Origin of the sequence: Serratia sp. FGI94 (assembly GCF_000330865.1) — a bacterium.
Classification (GTDB): Bacteria; Pseudomonadota; Gammaproteobacteria; order Enterobacterales; family Enterobacteriaceae; genus Serratia_B; species Serratia_B rubidaea.
The window spans coordinates 2300479-2318322 of the sequence record NC_020064.1 but is presented as its reverse complement, the minus strand read 5'-3'; the positions used below and the strand labels follow the sequence as shown (position 1 = coordinate 2318322).

Here is a 17844-nt window from a genome sequence, read left to right as displayed (position 1 = left end):
CGGTGCTACAATGTGATCCGGATCACATTGCTGGTCCTGTTTTTCTTCACGTCGCTTCCACCGCTCTGCGTTATCGGCACGCCGAATTGAGACGGACGAACGCCAATTTGTAGTCAAGGATCTGTTTCGATGAGTACCATAGCCACGGGCTTTATCATGATGCGCTGGGAGTTGCTGAGCGCCGTCATGATGTTTATCGCCAGTCAGTTAAACGTTGTTTGCCGTAAAGCCAGCCGTAACGGCATGGCATTTATCTTCAGCAGCCTCGGGCTGTTTACCACCATCTGGTTTGTGATGGGCCTGATGGGCATCACCCTGACCGTGGAAGGCGTATCGCACTTCTGGGCGGTGAGCAAAGATGTGTTTATCGATGTGATGAGCCAGATGCCGACCGACTGGCCGATCCCCTGAACGACATGCGCCGGCCTGACGACCGGCGCGCTGGGTTTATGGCGCCGGCGGTACCGGGCAGCGGGTGTCACCTTCCGGGCAGTTCAGCAGCTTGTCAAATTCCGCGCTGCGGGCCTGCGTTTTTCCCGTCAGGCAGTTGCTCAGCACAAACCCGTGCAGCGAACCGCCTTCGCTGGCGCCGGTGCTGAACTGGCAGTCCGCATCGCGAAAGCCAATCCAGGCGCGCTGCGCGGCAACCAGCCGTTTGGCAGCGACCTCATCCCCTTTTAGCCGGCTCTGCAGCTGTTTATAACGCGCATTAAGCTGCGCATCCGCCTGCTTGTACTCGCCGGCGGCGCAGACGTTCATTTCGGTCTGGCTGGTTTTATCGCCGCACGCCTGCGCCGCCCACGCCGTTTGTGATGCCGTCAACAGCAGCGCGGCGCCCAACAGAGCTACTTTCATCATGCCTCCCGGCCAAGTTTGTTCTTTTGCGAATTTGCGTATTGAGTATCTGTCTGTCCCCCTCGAGCAGATTGAGGACGCATACCATCATCAGTATACTCACTCAGCGCCTGGAGTATCTTACTCTTCACCAGTTGAAGAAAATTCGCTGGGCTAGTCCCCCACAATGCGGGGTCAAACTCAAATCCAAACTGCAGCATAAACTCACTATCCAGGTCGTCACTTTCCTCTACCAACAGGTCAATATCCGCAAGCAGACCGTGCCAGTTAGCTGTGTCCGAGCTATTTAGAAAGGCGCTGATTTTGGGTTCTATCTCATTACTGTCGTCAATAAGATCATAGTCCTGACCAAAATAAATCGTAATGAAACAGCCCAATTCGTTGAGATTTAGTTTCCTCATTATTACACCTTCGGGAATGCAGTAAGGATATAGTAAGGCTTACCGTTCCAACGTTCAAAATGTAAGACAACTCTAACTTTGTAGCATCTTATAACCTGCTTTGACCCTCTTGATACCAAAATGCCTGTCTGGCTGGAGAAAGTACCTTCCAGCTCCATTTTTGCCTTCATTTTCGGCGGAACATGCTTTACCCAAGCCTGGATCTGATTCCGGTTATTACTAAGCACTTTAGATATGATTCTTTCCGCTTCATGTTGGTTTCTGAAACTACTGGTCGCGCTTAACGAGGGGCGTCGCCCTAATCTCGCAAATAATTCTTCCGGAGTCTTGCCTATATGTCTTTCCAGTGCATGTCCGCCTGGCTTTGCCCCCGTCATAGACTCATGCTCATTCAACCGGACACGCCCAGCACGTACGGAGGCAACACGTACCGCACCGATTGCCGCCGCAAACGCCAACGGTACTGCAATATCGACCGTTAGCCCTACCTTGTAGGCCGTATCGTCATCAGCCCCCAGCGTTTTAGCCAGAGAGACGGCTGATTGATAGCTATCTGTCGTTGTCGGTTGCCCGGTAATCATCTGATTGGAAGCCGCTTTGATGCTATCCATGCTGTGGGTGCCCACAATGACGCAGCCAACCTTGGTTAACAGCGTGGGATCGGGGGCGTAACACATCGCGCCGGCGCCAATAAGCTCAATAACGCCGCCCGCCAACCCCAAACCGCCAAGCAGGCGATTACTCAAGGTTTCCCCTTCGGTGACGCTTTTGTCTGACATTGCCGCAGCCAGCTGAACCGGCGACAATACCACCCTTAAACCGTTTTCTTCTGCCATACCCTTTCCATCCGTTGGATTGGTTCAATAGCGCACATGAAATGACATAGCGGAAATTTTATGGTGCGTAGGAAAATGATGCGGCTAAGGCATATAGGCCCCTGCCTGCGATAGACATTGGCCGACGCCGCTGCGCGGAGCCGGCGCACGGAGCTCAATCCTTTAGCTGTTTTTCCAGAATATCCGCCACTTCGGCCGCAGCCCCCTTATACAAATCCATCTGTTTGCTCATTCTCTTACCAACAAAAATAAACATGCCGGCCATCAGCAGGAACGGACCGGCTACATAGATCCCCAGAGGACCCAGCCCGAAGAGCAGCGGGACCAAAATAATGATTACGGCAATACTCAAGCAGCTCCAGCCCAGCACCCTAAAACCTTTGGCAAATTTCTGCCCGCCCTTGGCCTGGCTTTCAAATAATTTCCTGGTATGACTCATTAGCAAACTCCCTGTTTGTTATGGGTGAAATTAAACCGTCTCAACCACGGCGGTTGATATCGGCTGCACTGATTCTATGCCTGCCCTCGATAAAATCAACGCCCCGCAACGCAATTTTACGCCTTATAAAACAATAACATCGCAATCTCATTAGCTATAAAAATAAAGACGAATGACTCATCATAAACATGAATTCACGACTTCACCTGTAAACGAAATATTTACAAAAAACGGTAATTACACGGGCTCAAAATATCTATTAAACACGCCGCCCGGAGCGGCTGCGTATTTCTCCACTCCGCCACCACTATGCCGCTGATGATTGCTCTCGCTTTCTCTCATCCAATCCACCCTGCGGCGCGGAAACTTGCGCGAAGCGGGATAACCCATTAGGGTTAATTGTGACGTACATCACAGAACCCACTCTGGGGCGCGCGCTACGCACCGGCGGCGCGACGTAATAACCAATGGGGGTAAGATGCTAACGCTGAAAGACAATTTGCTGATTTTTACCGACCTGGACGGCTCGCTGCTGGATCATGACAGTTACAGTTGGCAGGCAGCGCAGCCCTGGCTACAGCGGCTAAACACCGCGCGCCTGCCGGTGATTATCGCCAGCAGTAAAACGGCGGCGGAAATCATCGTGCTGCAGCAGCGCCTTGGCCTGAGCGCCTTTCCCTTTATCGCCGAAAACGGCGCACAGGTCGTCTTCCCGACCGCCTGGCACCGCCCAGCACACGTGTTTGGTGCCGACTATGCGGCCATTGTTAACGCACTGCGCCGGCTGCACGCCAGCTTCGCCTTTCGCGGCTTTGCCGACGCCGACGACGCAACGGTGGCGCAGTGGTGCGGGTTTACCCCGGCAGAAGCCCGGCTGGCACGGCAGCGGGCAGGCTCTGAACCGCTGTGCTGGCTGGATAATGAACGGCAGCTGGCCCAGTTTCGCCGTGCGCTGGCGCAACAACGGCTGACGCTGACCCGCGGCGGCCGCTTTTACCACGTCATGGGGCGCGGCGTCAGCAAGGGCCACGCCGCACGCTGGCTGACCCGCCGCTATCAGTTACGCCATCAGCGCACCTTCACTACGCTGGCGCTGGGCGACGGACCGAACGACCTGCCGCTGCTGCAAAGCGCGGATTATGCCGTCCTGATCCGTGCGCGGCATGGCGCGGCGCTCCGGCTGCCGGCGACGCACCGTGGCCGGCTGTACCGCAGCCGGCAAACCGGTCCGGCCGGCTGGAGCGAGGGGCTGGACCATTTCCTGTTATCTGGCAACGTACGGAGGATCGCCCATGAGTGAATTTTATCAGGACGGTATCATTACCAACTTCCATAACCTGACCCGTCGGCCGGTCGAGGAGTTGGAATATGAGCTGCAGGTGTTCGCCGGTCGCACGCCGATGGGGCTGATTTTGCCTTCGCTCTACTCGGAGCTGGAGGGCGCGGCGTTGGACCATATCGTCGCCACGCTGGCGCAGGTGCCCTATCTGCAGGAGATCGTTATCGGCCTGGACCGCGCCGACCGGCAGCAGTTTGAACATGCCAAACGCTTCTTCAGCCGCCTGCCGCAGCGACACCGTATCTTGTGGAACGACGGCCCGCGTCTGAGCGCCATCGCCAGCCGGCTCAGCGATAAGAGGCTGGCGCCGAGCGAATCCGGCAAGGGGCGCAACGTCTGGTTCTGCAGCGGCTATACCCTGGCGTCGCGCCGCAGCAGTTGCGTGGCGCTGCACGATTGTGACATTGTCACCTACGATCGCCAGTTGCTGGCCCGCCTGCTCTATCCGCTGGCCAACCCGCACTTCCATTATGATTTTTGCAAAGGCTATTACGCCCGCGTGGCGGACAGTAAATTAAACGGCCGGGTCGGCCGGCTGCTGGTGTTCCCGCTGCTGAAATCGCTGCAAAAAGTGTACGGCAACTCGGACTTTCTGGACTACCTGCGCAGCTATCGCTATCCGCTGTCCGGCGAGTTCGCCATGCGCACCCAGATACTCAACAACCTGCGCATTCCCAGCGACTGGGGGCTGGAGATCGGCGTCCTGTCGGAAGTACAGCGCACCACTGCCACCAACCGTATCTGCCAGGTGGATATTGCCGATAATTACGATCACAAACACCAGCCGATGTCGGAGCACGACCCCGCAAGCGGCCTGCAGCGGATGGCGACCGATATTACCAAGGCGCTGTATCGTAAACTGGCGATCCAGGGCGTCAGCATCACCGGCGACTCTTTCCGCGTGCTGCGCGCCACCTATTACCGCACCGCGCTGGATATGATCGACGCCTTCGATCACGACGCCAGAATCAACGGCCTGACGTTCGACCGCCACAGCGAGGAGTCGGCGGTAGAGCTGTTCGCCCATGTGATTACGCAGGCCGGCCAGCAGTTTATGGAGGCTCCGGCGGAGAGCAAACCGTTTGTGCCCAGCTGGAATCGCGTGCAGTCGGCCTTCCCCGATATTCTGCAGCAGCTGTATCAGGCGGTGGAGGAGGATAATCAATAAGGTTTTTCTCTATAGCCAACATACAGACCAGAGTTGGCTATTTTTATCTACAATCATGGTGGCAGACATTATTTTTAAAGACGAAATAACGTTTTCTAAAAAGAATGTATTTCACATAATTATCGCCATACTGGCTGCCGTATGATGTCGAGCCGTTACCGAACGGCATCTTCCCCCAGAATTTTCCTGTGCTGGACAACAGAACTACAGTTAAAGTGAAAGGCGTACCGGTAAATTCATCTGTGAGCATCTGTTTTTTTCAAAGTGATGGTAAGGTATCAGCGACGGTAACACCAATCACTCTGCCCCTCACTTTTTCATGCCCTCCGAATAAGTAGCGAACCTTATAATATTTATTTTCACCATAATATTAGCGAAATAAAATAATTTGACATCCACTAAATTAATGGACAAAGTTAAGCCCGTTAGCCATCCGCTTATATGCACAACCACACCCCCAGTAAAAATATAGTCTTACCCAGGTGATAATCAGGAGAAAAAACAATGACAGAGGTAGTCAGAAATAGCCAAAACTTAGCTCGGGAATCACAAGCCTTTGCACAAGCAATAAACTCAGGGATAGTTTCATTCCTGAAAGATAGATATTCTTTATCTTATGCAACAAAATTTTCAAAATGGGGTTCAAAACACCTAACAAAAAGCATTGCAGAAATGGCAAGTTTTCACCGCTTATCAGAAAAAGGACATAATGGAACGTTAACGGTACAGGATATTAGAAGTTTTATGTCTGATATTGATTCTGTGTTGACTCCCATTCTGTCAGACATCGGCGTACCTAATAATACACCAACCGCCGAATTACGATGGAGCATCGGAAACTCATTAAAAGCAGCCAAACACAGCATAAAATTTGCTGCAAAGGTAATGCTTGCCTACTTTGATCAAGCAAAAAAAGCCATCGATGATTTTTTAGCAGAGAATTTCGGGATGGGCGAACCCTGTGAAAAACCCAATGAACAAGGGCCTAGTGACGGCGGCGCCAGTGATGAAAAACAGTGCCCCATCATCCTGGACCTCAATCGTGATGGTGTAATAGGAACCACCGGCCGTGACAGCGGTACGTACTTCGATCATGACGGCAATGAGTTTGCCGAAAGCACCGGTTGGGTGGCGCCAGAAGATGGCCTCTTAGTTTTAGATAGCAATGGCGACGGAATTATTGACTCTGGTAATGAGTTGTTCGGCAATAATGCCACGCTAAAAGACGGCTCAAAAGCGAAAAACGGTTATGAACTACTGGCCGAATATGATGATAATCAGGATGGTGTCATCGATCATCAGGATGCCATTTACGAGAAACTGCAGGTTTGGCAAGACAAAAACGACAACGGTATCGTTGACGATGGTGAACTCTTATCATTGGCAGACGCCAATATCGCAGCAATAGGCACCGACTATAAAAACTCCGAGTATGTCGACCAACACGGTAATGCTCACCAACAAACTGGGAATATTACCTATACCGATGGCAGTCAGGGGATCTCCAGCGATGTTTGGTTCGACGTTAACAAGGGTAACAGCCAGTATGTCGGCGATGTAACGATCGCTGACGATATCCTCAAGCTGCCGTTTATCCATGGGTTCGGTAATCTGGCCAGCTTTTACGTCGCCATGAGCAAGAATAACGAACTGAAAGATCTGGTAAAACAGTTTGTCGCCGATCCATTAGGCGCCATAAAAAATGGGTTAATCGACAACCTGTTATATTCATGGGCAAATGCCACAGACATCGATCCAGGCAGCCGCGGCAAGCATTTTGATGCACGCAAGCTTGCCGTTCTTGAAGCCGGCATGGGCGTGGACTATTTCAGCAAAATAAATAACAGTAAAGATCCGGTTAACACGGCGGCTCCCATACTGGAAAAAGAGTACCAAAAATTCCTTAATTACGTCTCCGCCCAGCTACTGGCACAAACCGCATACAACGCAGATTTTAATCTGATCCGCCTCTCTTCACAAAATGGTGAGTTAAGGTGGAACTTCAGCGCCTTCGAAAAACACCTCACCTCATTACAGTTTACCGATCCGGAAAGGTATATTTCGCTCCGTCAGGTCTTCCACTCTTACTTCGAGTATTCAACGGACTATGCTACCGAACGCAAAGAGATTGGTTTAGCACCTGAAAATTCGTTCATCGGCGATGATGGCAATAATACCTATACAGGAACGTCAGCGGATGATATTGCCTATGGGGGTGCCGGCAACGACAAGCTGTACGGCGGCGCTGGCAACGATACCCTGATCGGCAGTACCGGCAACGACTATCTGGAGGGCGGCGCCGGCTCCGACACCTACGTCATTGGCCGCGGTCACGGCCAGGATGTCATCTACAACCGGGACACCGGCAGCAACAAGACCGACGTACTCAAATTTGTCGACGGCATCAGCGCAGCGGAAGTCACCTTGCGGCGCGAGTATGACAACCTCTACTTTAATATCGCCGGCACCAACGACTGGGTGCGCATCGACTACTTCTTTGATAAAGACGGCAACAGCGGCCACGCCGTCGATGAAGTCCATTTTGACGACGGCACGGTGTGGACCCGCCAGCAGCTGCTGGACATGAAAATTCGTTCATCGGCGATGATGGCAATAATACCTATACAGGAACGTCAGCGGATGATATTGCCTATGGCGGTGCCGGCAACGACAAGCTGTACGGCGGCGCTGGCAACGATACCCTGATCGGTGGCACCGGTAACGATTATCTGGAGGGCGGCGCCGGCTCCGACACCTACGTCATTGGCCGCGGTCACGGCCAGGATGTCATCTACAACCGGGACACCGGCAGCAACAAGACCGACGTACTCAAATTTGTCGACGGCATCAGCGCAGCGGAGGTCAGCCTGCAGCGCAAGTCTGACGACCTCTACTTTAATATCGCCGGCACCAACGACTGGGTGCGCATCGACTACTTCTTTGAGAAAGATGGCAACAGCGGCCACGCCGTCGATGAGGTTCACTTTGACGACGGCACGGTGTGGACCCGCCAGCAGCTGCTGGACATGGCACTGCAGGGCGGCAGCGGCAACGATATCCTGAAGGCCTACGCCACCGGCAGCACGCTGAACGGCGGCGCCGGCAACGACAAGCTGTACGGCGGCGCTGGCAACGATACCCTGATCGGCGGCACCGGCAACGACTATCTGGAGGGCGGCGCCGGCTCCGACACCTACGTCATTGGCCGCGGTCACGGACAGGATATCATCTACAACCGGGACACCGGCAGCAACAAGACCGACGTGCTCAAGTTTGTCGACGGCATCAAAGCCTCCGAGGTCAGCCTGCAGCGCAAGTCTGACGACCTCTACTTTAATATCGCCGGCACCAACGACTGGGTGCGCATCGACTACTTCTTTGATAAAGACGGCAACAGCGGCCACGCCGTCGATGAAGTCCATTTTGACGACGGCACGGTGTGGACCCGCCAGCAGCTGCTGGACATGGCACTGCAGGGCGGCAGCGGCAACGATATCCTGAAGGCCTACGCCACCGGCAGCACGCTGAACGGCGGCGCCGGCAACGACAAGCTGTACGGCGGCGCTGGCAACGATACCCTGATCGGCGGCACCGGCAACGATTATCTGGAGGGCGGCGCCGGCTCCGACACCTACGTCATTGGCCGCGGTCATGGCCAGGATGTCATCTACAACCGGGACACCGGCAGCAACAAGACCGACGTACTCAAGTTTGTCGACGGCATCAAAGCCTCCGAGGTCAGCCTGCAGCGCAAGTCTGACGACCTCTACTTTAATATCGCCGGCACCAACGACTGGGTGCGCATCGACTACTTCTTTAATAATGATGGCAACGGCGGCTACGCCGTCGACGAGGTCCACTTTGACGATGGCACGGTGTGGTTGTCGCAAGATATTGTGAACGCTATAAATCATGATATTCCGTTACCAACGGCAGAATCGTTTGCAGCCACCCCATCCATGCCATTGCTTAAACAGATGGCAAGCCAATTTATGCTGATGGATGACAATGATGACAGCGGTGATAATGCTGCTGAAGGAATGAGTCAATTAACGTTGCCACAAAATAATGCATCAAGTTGGGCGCCTGCCTCACACTATTGATCGTATAGATTAGGTAAAAAAAGAGCGACAAATTTGTCGCTCTATTTAATGATTGTTCATAAGGAAAGTGACAGCATGGCGAACGTCCATCAGGATTTATGGCAAGGCTTTAGTTTAATTGCACAGTATTGGGGGATCTCCGCCAACATCCCCGCGTTACAACAGCAGTTCTATGCCGATAAACGGCACGACATTAAAACTCAATTTATCCGAGCCGTACGCAGCAGCGGCTTAAAATGCCGTCATGTAAAAAAATTAAACCTGATAAAAAACCCACCACCATTACCTGCCATTATTAATCTGCCGGACAAAGGCTATGTGGTTTTACTGGCAATTAAAAACGAACGCCTCCTGATTCAATCCATCGAGTCCGCAGAACCTGAGATCATAGAAATCTTGCCTGAGCAACGCTACTCTGGTTTTCTCTTTGCCCGCAGAGTAACTTGGGAATCATTAGAGCAAGAATTTAACTTACAGTGGTTTTACCGGGCATTTTTACGCTACAAAAAACTGGTTGGCGAAGTGCTGTTGGCCTCATTTTTTATGCAGATCCTGGCCTTAGTCACACCGCTGTTTTTTCAAGTGGTGGTTGATAAGGTATTGGCCCACCAAAGCTTAACCACGTTGGATGTGTTGGCCATTGGCATGTTCTGCATCGCTTTATTTGATGTTGTACTTGGCGGTTTGCGTAATTATCAACTGGCACATACCTCACAGCGGATCGATGTGACGTTAAGTTCATTACTGTATAAGCACCTATTATCATTACCGCTGGGCTATTTTAAACAGCGTCAGGTAGGTGTCACCGTCGCCAGGGTGCATGAACTAAAAACGGTGCGGGAATTTTTAACCGGCAGTGCGCTCACCTTATGCCTTGATATCCTGTTTACGCTGGTTTTCTTTATCGTGATGGCTTTTTATAGCGTCCCCCTGACCTTGATCGTCATTGTTTCGTTGCTGCCTTATATCATTCTGTCGGCCATCATCACGCCTGTATTACGGCGAAGATTAAATGAGCAATTCCAACAGGGCGCAAAAAATCAGGCGTTTTTAGTGGAGAGTATTACCGGTATTGAACCGGTTAAGGCAATGGCGGTTGAAAATCATATGACCCGACGTTGGGATGAACAGGTGGCTTCGTTTGTTACCAGCTGTTTTAAAACCCAGAATCTGGGCAATATCGCCGGGCAAATTTCTCAGCTGGTCAGTAAAGTCACCAGCGTTGCTATTTTATGGTATGGCGCCCAGTTGGTCATCAATGGCGAGCTAACGGTGGGTGCATTAATCGCGTTTAACATGTTTGCTGGTCAAGTGACTGCGCCAGTATTGCGGCTGGTACAGCTATGGCAAGATTTTCAGCAGGTCTCTATTTCGGTAAAACGGCTGGGCGATATTCTTAACGTTACGCCTGAACACCAACAAACCAGCGTCAACACCCTGTCGGAAGTCAAGGGCGCGGTGCGCTTTGCCAACGTCGTTTTTACCTATCAACCCAGCGCCGCGCCTGTGGTCAATGGCGTCAATCTGGCCATCCAACCGGGAGAAATTATCGGGATAGTTGGCCGTTCAGGGTCGGGAAAAAGCACCCTGACGCGTTTAATTCAACGTTTGTATACCCCGACCGGCGGGCAAATTTTCATCGACGGCATTGACATTGCCCAAACCGATCCTCTGTGGTTGAGAAAGCAGATTGGCGTGGTGTTACAGGAGACCCAGCTGTTTAACGGTACGATCCGCGATAATATTGCGTTAGCGCTGCCGGAAGCCTCATTAGAACAAGTCATTGAAGCCGCCACTATGGCAGGAGCACACGATTTTATCAGCGAATTCGCTTTGGGTTACGATACCCCAGTGGGTGAACAAGGTGGGCAACTATCGGGGGGGCAAAAACAGCGCATAGGGATTGCCAGAGCGCTGATGGCTCAGCCGAAAATACTGATTTTTGATGAAGCAACCAGCGCATTAGATTATGAGTCTGAACAGGTTATTCAACAAAATATGGTGAAGATTTGTCGGGAACGCACGGTTTTTATCATCGCCCACCGTTTATCAACGGTACGTCAGGCTAACCGTATTATTGTGATGGAAAAGGGGCAGATTATTGAGCAGGGTTCACACCATCAGTTGCTGACCAAACAGGGCATGTACTCCCACTTACATCAGTTACAGAGCGGTGTCGTTGCCAATGAAAATTAATCATAATGATTTTTTACCGGCCGTTTTAGAGGTGCAGGAAACCCCTCCTTCCCCGCTTGGACGATTGATTATGTGGGTGGTTATGGCGCTGCTGCTGCTTGCCGTCGGCTGGGCCGCCTACAGCGAGGTCGATATTGTCGCCGTCACGCGGGGAAAATTAGCCGTGACACGATTGTCACGCCCGGTACATACTGCGGTGACGGCGAATATCGCCACCGTATTAGTCCAGGAAGGGGAACGGGTTAAAAAAGGTCAGGTTCTCGTCGAGTTAAACAGTGCGGCTCTGGTCGCCCAGCGAGAAGAGAATCTCTTACGGCAGCGCATCAACCGGTTACATATTGCCCGGCTCGACCAGCTTGCTCAACAGTATGCCGATTTACCCGCCAACGGTAATTTACCTGAGCATTTAGTGCGGCAAGAGCCTGCCTTTAGCCTGCCGGTTCAAACTCAGCTCGCTGCTGAAATCGAAGCCGACCGTCAGGAGAAGCAAGTGTATAAGAGCATGTTGGTCACATTAAATGCCCAGTTGGAATCCTATCAACAGCAGCATCAAATGGCCAAAGATCTCCTGCCAATCTATCATAAGCAATATAAGGCGATTGAAAGCCTGCATAGCAAAAAGATGACCAGTCATGATAGCCTGCTGGAAATTCGTAAAACGTATTTAGAAGCCAGCTATAACGTTAATGCTTTATCAGCTCGGGTCAAAGAAGCCAAGTCAAATTATCAACAAAAAGAGGCGGAATTAACCGCTAATATCGCCAATAAAATTCGCGATGCGGAGAAAGAACGCGTTAATTACCTCAACGAAAATGCCCTACTCTCCGCTCAGTTGAAACAGCTGGATGCGACGATAGAACAATACACGCTGGTTGCCCCCATCGATGGTAAGGTTGACTCCCTGAGCTTTAGAGACAGCGGCGCAGCGGTTGAAGCGCCACAGGAAGTATTAAAGATTGTGCCTGAAAATGAACGCCTAAACGCCGAGGTTTGGGTAAGTAATCAGGACATCGGGTTCCTAAACATTGGGCAGGCGGTAACGGTAAAGATCGACGCTTTCGATTTCACGCGTTATGGCTGGGTTGAAGGGACATTGAAACACCTGTCGGCCGATGCTATTGAAGATCAAAATCTGGGGTTAGTTTATAAAGCGGTGATCGAACTCGATCAAAATGCTATCGCGATTAGCAAAGTAAAGAAAAAACTCGAACCGGGCATGTCTGTCTCGGCAGAGATAAAAACCGGCCAGCGAACTGTGCTCAGTTACTTGCTCAGCCCAATGCTGGAGGCGCTGGACGACGTAGGCAAACAGCGCTAACTAATCAATAAGGCAGCTCAGGCCGGTGCGTTTCCCTGGCGCATTTGCTGCGGCGTCATGCCGTAATACGTCTTGAAGCGGTTGCTGAAGTGGCTGGCGGAGCTGAAACCACAGGCCAGCGCGATCTGCGTTACCGGCAGTACGCCGTGACGCAGCAGGTGCGCCGCCCGCTGCAACCGCGCCCGCATCACGTATTGGTGCGGCGCCAGGCCGGTATCGTGTTTAAACATGCGGGCAAAGTGAAATTCGCTGAGCCCGGCCTGCACCGCCAGTTCACCCAGCAGCAGCGGCTGTTCCAGATGCTCATGGATAAACTCACACACCCGGCGCAGCACCGCCGGCGCCAGCCCGCCGCGCACCGACGGCAGTCGCCACTGCAGCTGGGTATAGTGCTGCAGCAGGTGCGACATCAGCATGCCGGCCGCGCTGCTGATGGTCAGCTGGTTGGCGCGCTCCTGCCAGTCGACGTTCAGCAAAAACTGCCGGTAGAGCCGCGTAATCTGCGCATCTTCACCGAAAGAGCGCGCCTCGACGTTGATCGCCGCCGGGCTGCGATCCCAGGTCTGTTCAACCAGCTGCCGCAGATGACCATCGGTACAGTACAGATGGACAAACGACAGGCTGCTGCGCACGTCCCAGGTTGACTCATACTGGCGCGGCATAATGCAGAAATGGTCCGGCCCGCCGCCGTTACGCCAGCCGCCCGGCACTTTTTGGTAGCACTCGTAGCCGTCGGCGACGTACAGGCTGAGGGTATGGTGGTCGGCGCTTTCCTGGGTGATGCGATCGTCGCAGTTGGACCAGGCCGCCAGCTCCACGCCGGACGCCAGGCGCAGATGATGATGCAGCTGTGCCTTATGCTCATGCAGGGTGGCAAACGCCTTGTACGCTGACATGCCGTGCTCCGGGTGGTAAACAGGTTCTCAGTGTAAAGCGTTGCACGGCGCGGCACCACCGGGCCGCGAAAAAAAGCGCAAGAATATGCAACTCGCCGCAAACGCCGGCAAGCGCCCTGCGGCCCGGCCGCGCATAATCGCCCCTCTTGCCCTTTTCCCGTCGGAGTATTTACCTGATGAATGCGTTGTTATACCTGGCGGTGGTGCTGATTTGGGGCACCACCTGGATTGCGATTAGTCTGCAGCAACAGGGGACGGTCGCCATTCCGGTCTCCATCAGTTACCGCTTCGTCATCGCCGCGCTGGTGCTGTGGCTGGCGCTGCTGCTGACCCGTAGGCTGCGCCGTATCAGCCTGCGGGACCATCTGTTCTGCATCCTGCAGGGCTGCTGCGTGTTCGGCCTGAATTTTTACTGCTTCTATCTGGCGGCCGCCACGATCGGCAGCGGGCTGGAGTCGGTGATTTTTTCCATGGCGGTGCTGTTCAATGCGTTGAACGCCCGGATTTTCTTTGGTCAGCGCCCCGGCCCGAACCTGCTGCCCGCCGCGTTGCTCGGCATCTGCGGCATTGTCGCGCTGTTCTGGCACGAGCTGCGCGACGCACAGCCGGTGCCGGAACTGCTGCGCGGCGTGGGGCTGTGCCTGCTCGGCACGCTGGGCTTTTCGCTCGGCAATATGATCGGCAGCCGCCATCAGCGGCGCGGGCTGGATATTCTGTCGACCAATACCTACGCCATGAGCTACGGCGCGCTGTTGATGGGGCTGCTGGCCTGGGCGCAGGGCGCATCGTTCCAGATTGAGTGGAGCAGCCGCTACCTCGGGTCTCTGCTGTATCTGGCGATTTTCGGTTCGGTCATCGCGTTCGCCGCCTACTTCAGCCTGCTGGGGCGCATCGGCGCCAGCGCCGCCGCTTACAGCACCCTGCTGTTTCCCCTGGTGGCGCTGACCATTTCGACGCTGTATGAAGGGTACGTCTGGCATGGCAACGCGGTGCTCGGCCTGTGTCTGATCCTGCTCGGCAACCTGGCGATGTTCAGTAATCCCCGCTGGTTCAGGCGTTTAGCGCCGCGCCGCGTCGCATAACTGCACGCATCATGGTGCAGCTGCCCGCCCACCGTGATGCGTTAGCGGGCAACGTCGGATAGCGGCATTTACGAATCAATAAGTTACAAGTTGGCACGATTCCTGCCACTGCTCCCTGCCACGATTTTTCAGCAAGGAGAAGTGCAGATGCAAGACAGCCATACAATGAATGTAAAACGCAGACAGTTATTAAAACTTTCGGGCGCACTGGCCGGCGGCGTCGCGCTGGCGGGGCTGAGCCGCAGCGCCCTGGCCGATGCGCAGCCGTCGTCATCCGCGACCTTCAGCGCGCCGACGGCCGAGCATCCTATCCGCATCAATTTCAATGAAAATCCGCTCGGTATGTCGCCGCGGGCGCAGGCGGCGGCGCGCGACGCCGTGGTCAAGGCCAACCGCTACGCCAAAGAGGAAATTATTGCGCTGCGCAGTCAGTTGGCCGGCCGCTATCAGTTGCCTGATGAGTCTATTCTGCTGACCGCCGGCTCTTCGGAGGGGATTCGCGCGGCCATCGAGGCTTACGCCACGCTGGATACCCAGTTGGTGATCCCGGCGCTGACCTACGGTGACGGCGAGCATTTTGCCGCCATCGCCGGGATGAAAATCACCAAGGTGCCGATGCTGGCCGGCTGGCAGTTCGATATTAACGGGCTGAAGCAGGCGGTCGCCAACCACGCCGGCCCGTCGCTGGTGTATCTGGTCAACCCGAACAACCCCACCGCCACCATCACGCCGGCCGAGGTGATCGAACCCTGGATCGCCAGCAAGCCGGCCAATACGCTGTTTATTGTTGATGAAGCCTATGCCGAATTCGTCAACGATCCGCGCTTCCGCTCGGTCGGCCCGCTGCTGAAACAGGGCGCCGACAACGTGATCCTGCTGAAAACCTTCTCCAAAATCTACGCCATGGCCGGTATGCGCGTGGGATACGCCGTAGCGCAGCCGGCGCTGATCGCCCGCCTGGCCAATCACGTGGCCGGCGAGAAGATCAATTTTTGCGGCGTGGACGCCGCCCTGGCTTCGCTGCACGATGACGCCTTCGTCACCTACAGCAAGAAAAGCAACGATACCTCGCGGCAAATCTTGCTGCAGGCGCTGGACGCGCTGAACCTCGACTATTTGCCGTCGGAAGCCAACTTCGTGTTCTTTAAGCTCAACACGCCGCTCGCCGCCTTCCAGCAGCAGATGAAGCAGGCGGGCATTCTGGTGGGGCGCGCGTTCCCGCCGGCCGACGACTGGTGCCGCATCTCGCTGGGAACGCCGCAGGAGATGACCTTCGTCGCCCATACCCTAAAACAGTTCCGCAGTCAGAAACAGCTGTAACCGCCCGTCGCCCCGCCGCATCAGCGGGGCTAGCGCCATCCCGTTGACCGTTCTTTACCTCGTACGCACCTATTAGCCACTATACTCACAACTCTTTCGCTTTTTATAAGGACTTCAGGATGTTAAAGCTTTCCCGTTGCGCCCTGCTGGCGGGCGTGCTGCTGCCCTGCACCGTCAGCGCCGCGGCAACCCCTCAGTACGGCGTCGAGCTGCAGGGGTTTCACTACCCTTATCCGCTGCAAAAGTTCAGCTTCCGTACGCAGGGCCAGACGCTCAGCATGGGGTATATGGATGTCGCGGCCGATGGCGATGCCAACGGCCAGACCGTGGTGCTGATGCACGGGAAAAACTTCTGCGGCGCCACCTGGGAAGAGACGATCAAGGCGCTGAGCCACGCCGGTTATCGGGTAATCGCCCCGGATCAAATTGGCTTTTGCAGTTCCAGTAAACCGCCGCATTACCAATACAGCTTTCAGCAGCTGGCGCAAAACACCCATGCACTGCTGAAAAAACTCAATATTTCTACGGTCACGCTGGTCGGCCACTCCACCGGCGGCATGCTGGCGACCCGCTATGCGCTGATGTACCCGCAGCAAACGCGGCAGCTGGTGATGGTCAACCCGATCGGCCTGGAGGACTGGAAGGCGAAAGGCGTGCCCTGGCGCAGCGTCGATCAATGGTTTGAACGCGAGCTGAAAACCAGCGCCGCCGGCATTAAACGGTATGAACAGCACACCTACTACGGCGGCCGCTGGCAGCCGCGCTACGACCGCTGGGTCGATATGCTGGCCGGGCTGAACAACGGCCCCGGCAAACGACTGGTGGCGTGGAACTCGGCGCTGATCTACGACATGATCTATACCCAGCCGGTCTATTACGAATTTAACAACCTGCAGATGCCGACGACGCTGCTGATCGGCACCGACGACACCACGGCGATCGGCAGCGATATCGCCCCGCCGGCGGTCAAGGCGCAGGTCGGTAACTATCATCAGCTGGGCAAACAGGTGGCGAAGCTGATCCCGCAAGCAACGCTGGTCGAGTTCCCGGGGCTGGGCCACGCGCCGCAGATGGAGCAGCCGGAGAAATTCCATCAGGCGCTGCTGAAGGCGCTGCGCGCACAGGGGTGAATTGGCGGAGTCGACGCCGGCGCTCTACCCTTAAAAGGTAATAATCAACCGAGGGTAGCATTATGCGACGGATTATCGTTGGCGCCTTTCTCAGCCTGGACGGGGTGATGCAGGCGCCGGGCGCGCCGGAAGAGGACCGCGCGGGCGGCTTTCGCTACGGCGGCTGGACGGTGCCGTACTGGGACGACCAGATCGCCGCCGCCATGGGCGACCTGTTCTCGCGGCCGTTCGACCTGCTGCTGGGGCGCCGAACCTATGACATTTTCGCCGCGCACTGGCCCTATGTGGAAAGCGACCCGGACGCCGGCAGTTTCGACCGCATCAGTTACGACGCCGCCTGCCTGTTCAATCAGGCGACCAAATATGTCGCCACCCATCACAGCGACACGCTCTGCTGGCAGAACAGCCACTCCCTGGGGCCGAACGTGCCGGCGGCGCTGAACGCGCTGAAGGCCGAAGACGGGCCGGATTTGATCGTCCAGGGCAGCGGCGAGCTGGTGCAGCAGCTGCTGTCCTACGATCTGGTGGATGAGCTGCGGCTGCTGATTTATCCGGTGCTGCTGGGGGACGGTAAACGGCTGTTCGCCGAGGGGCTGACGGCGATGGCCTTTACGTTGGAAAAAGCGCTCAGCACCCCCAGCGGCGTGGTGATTGCCAACTACCAGCGCGGCGGGGAAATTGAGCTGGGCACCTTTGCGTTGGAACGCGCCCGCGAGCCGGAGCATCCCTGGTGAACTGCGCGCGGGCAGAGGCTGTCCGCG

The 17844-nt window shown here is 55.0% G+C and carries 16 protein-coding genes; 11 read left to right on the top strand and 5 right to left on the bottom strand.

What is annotated here, in order from left to right:
* Positions 1–129 precede the first annotated feature (129 nt).
* Entirely contained in the window at positions 130–411 is a 282-nt protein-coding gene (locus D781_RS10550) for a YjcB family protein (protein WP_015672309.1), read from the top strand.
* 36 nt (positions 412–447) lie between these two features.
* Here the strand turns inward: D781_RS10550 and D781_RS10545 are convergent, their stop codons facing one another.
* From D781_RS10545 to D781_RS10530, 4 genes are all read right to left on the bottom strand, one after another.
* The gene (locus D781_RS10545; protein ID WP_199557144.1) at positions 448–858 is read right to left on the bottom strand and encodes a lysozyme inhibitor LprI family protein; all 411 of its coding nucleotides are present in this window, start codon (positions 856–858) and stop codon (positions 448–450) included.
* On the bottom strand, positions 855–1256 hold the full coding sequence (locus tag D781_RS10540) for a contact-dependent growth inhibition system immunity protein (protein WP_015672307.1): 402 nt from the start codon (positions 1254–1256) through the stop codon (positions 855–857). Before D781_RS10540 ends, D781_RS10545 begins: the two co-directional genes overlap by 4 nt.
* A gap of 2 nt (positions 1257–1258) precedes the next feature.
* Complete coding sequence (locus D781_RS10535) at positions 1259–2092, bottom strand: RNase A-like domain-containing protein (RefSeq protein ID WP_015672306.1); 834 nt, start codon at positions 2090–2092, stop codon at positions 1259–1261.
* A gap of 154 nt (positions 2093–2246) precedes the next feature.
* A complete protein-coding gene (locus tag D781_RS10530; protein WP_015672305.1) occupies positions 2247–2531 on the bottom strand; it encodes a hypothetical protein in 285 nt (94 codons plus the stop codon).
* Between the two features lie 478 nt (positions 2532–3009).
* Between D781_RS10530 and D781_RS10525 the strand changes: the two genes are divergently transcribed.
* From D781_RS10525 to D781_RS10505, 6 genes are all read left to right on the top strand, one after another.
* Positions 3010–3831: a mannosyl-3-phosphoglycerate phosphatase-related protein gene (locus D781_RS10525; RefSeq protein WP_015672304.1), complete on the top strand. Its 822-nt coding sequence runs from the start codon at positions 3010–3012 to the stop codon at positions 3829–3831.
* The gene (locus tag D781_RS10520; protein ID WP_015672303.1) at positions 3824–5038 is read left to right on the top strand and encodes a hypothetical protein; all 1215 of its coding nucleotides are present in this window, start codon (positions 3824–3826) and stop codon (positions 5036–5038) included. Before D781_RS10525 ends, D781_RS10520 begins: the two co-directional genes overlap by 8 nt.
* Positions 5039–5542: 504 nt before the next feature.
* Entirely contained in the window at positions 5543–7744 is a 2202-nt protein-coding gene (locus D781_RS22705) for a calcium-binding protein (protein WP_015672302.1), read from the top strand.
* Positions 7636–9141, top strand: a complete 1506-nt coding sequence (locus tag D781_RS24315) for a calcium-binding protein (RefSeq protein WP_275450140.1) — start codon at positions 7636–7638, stop codon at positions 9139–9141. The genes D781_RS22705 and D781_RS24315 overlap by 109 nt, the downstream gene beginning before the upstream one ends.
* Positions 9142–9216: 75 nt before the next feature.
* The gene (locus tag D781_RS10510) at positions 9217–11337 is read left to right on the top strand and encodes a type I secretion system permease/ATPase (protein WP_015672300.1); all 2121 of its coding nucleotides are present in this window, start codon (positions 9217–9219) and stop codon (positions 11335–11337) included.
* A complete protein-coding gene (locus tag D781_RS10505; protein WP_015672299.1) occupies positions 11327–12655 on the top strand; it encodes an HlyD family type I secretion periplasmic adaptor subunit in 1329 nt (442 codons plus the stop codon). Before D781_RS10510 ends, D781_RS10505 begins: the two co-directional genes overlap by 11 nt.
* A gap of 17 nt (positions 12656–12672) precedes the next feature.
* Here D781_RS10505 and D781_RS10500 read toward each other — a convergent pair whose 3' ends face one another.
* Positions 12673–13551, bottom strand: a complete 879-nt coding sequence (locus D781_RS10500; RefSeq protein ID WP_015672298.1) for an AraC family transcriptional regulator — start codon at positions 13549–13551, stop codon at positions 12673–12675.
* A gap of 176 nt (positions 13552–13727) precedes the next feature.
* Between D781_RS10500 and D781_RS10495 the strand changes: the two genes are divergently transcribed.
* The 4 genes from D781_RS10495 (at position 13728) to D781_RS10480 (ending at position 17817) form a co-directional block, all read left to right on the top strand.
* Positions 13728–14633: a DMT family transporter gene (locus D781_RS10495; RefSeq protein ID WP_015672297.1), complete on the top strand. Its 906-nt coding sequence runs from the start codon at positions 13728–13730 to the stop codon at positions 14631–14633.
* Between the two features lie 147 nt (positions 14634–14780).
* A complete protein-coding gene (locus D781_RS10490; RefSeq protein ID WP_015672296.1) occupies positions 14781–15953 on the top strand; it encodes an aminotransferase class I/II-fold pyridoxal phosphate-dependent enzyme in 1173 nt (390 codons plus the stop codon).
* 119 nt (positions 15954–16072) lie between these two features.
* The gene (locus D781_RS10485; RefSeq protein ID WP_015672295.1) at positions 16073–17083 is read left to right on the top strand and encodes an alpha/beta hydrolase; all 1011 of its coding nucleotides are present in this window, start codon (positions 16073–16075) and stop codon (positions 17081–17083) included.
* A 62-nt stretch (positions 17084–17145) separates the two neighbouring features.
* Positions 17146–17817 (top strand): dihydrofolate reductase family protein, encoded by a 672-nt coding sequence (locus D781_RS10480; protein ID WP_015672294.1) that lies wholly within the window; start codon positions 17146–17148, stop codon positions 17815–17817.
* Positions 17818–17844 lie beyond the last annotated feature (27 nt).

What these genes read in the sequence shown, in the direction of transcription:
- D781_RS10495 (WP_015672297.1), top strand. Translation starts at nt 13,728, where the DNA reads ATGAATGCGTTGTTATACCTGGCGGTGGTGCTGATTTGGGGCACCACC.
- D781_RS10505 (WP_015672299.1), top strand. Translation starts at nt 11,327, where the DNA reads ATGAAAATTAATCATAATGATTTTTTACCGGCCGTTTTAGAGGTGCAG.
- D781_RS10510 (WP_015672300.1), top strand. Translation starts at nt 9,217, where the DNA reads ATGGCGAACGTCCATCAGGATTTATGGCAAGGCTTTAGTTTAATTGCA.
- D781_RS10535 (WP_015672306.1), bottom strand. Translation starts at nt 2,092, where the DNA reads ATGGCAGAAGAAAACGGTTTAAGGGTGGTATTGTCGCCGGTTCAGCTG.
- D781_RS10540 (WP_015672307.1), bottom strand. Translation starts at nt 1,256, where the DNA reads ATGAGGAAACTAAATCTCAACGAATTGGGCTGTTTCATTACGATTTAT.
- D781_RS10530 (WP_015672305.1), bottom strand. Translation starts at nt 2,531, where the DNA reads ATGAGTCATACCAGGAAATTATTTGAAAGCCAGGCCAAGGGCGGGCAG.
- D781_RS10525 (WP_015672304.1), top strand. Translation starts at nt 3,010, where the DNA reads ATGCTAACGCTGAAAGACAATTTGCTGATTTTTACCGACCTGGACGGC.
- D781_RS10550 (WP_015672309.1), top strand. Translation starts at nt 130, where the DNA reads ATGAGTACCATAGCCACGGGCTTTATCATGATGCGCTGGGAGTTGCTG.
- D781_RS10500 (WP_015672298.1), bottom strand. Translation starts at nt 13,551, where the DNA reads ATGTCAGCGTACAAGGCGTTTGCCACCCTGCATGAGCATAAGGCACAG.
- D781_RS10520 (WP_015672303.1), top strand. Translation starts at nt 3,824, where the DNA reads ATGAGTGAATTTTATCAGGACGGTATCATTACCAACTTCCATAACCTG.
- D781_RS10490 (WP_015672296.1), top strand. Translation starts at nt 14,781, where the DNA reads ATGCAAGACAGCCATACAATGAATGTAAAACGCAGACAGTTATTAAAA.
- D781_RS10485 (WP_015672295.1), top strand. Translation starts at nt 16,073, where the DNA reads ATGTTAAAGCTTTCCCGTTGCGCCCTGCTGGCGGGCGTGCTGCTGCCC.
- D781_RS22705 (WP_015672302.1), top strand. Translation starts at nt 5,543, where the DNA reads ATGACAGAGGTAGTCAGAAATAGCCAAAACTTAGCTCGGGAATCACAA.
- D781_RS10545 (WP_199557144.1), bottom strand. Translation starts at nt 858, where the DNA reads ATGATGAAAGTAGCTCTGTTGGGCGCCGCGCTGCTGTTGACGGCATCA.
- D781_RS10480 (WP_015672294.1), top strand. Translation starts at nt 17,146, where the DNA reads ATGCGACGGATTATCGTTGGCGCCTTTCTCAGCCTGGACGGGGTGATG.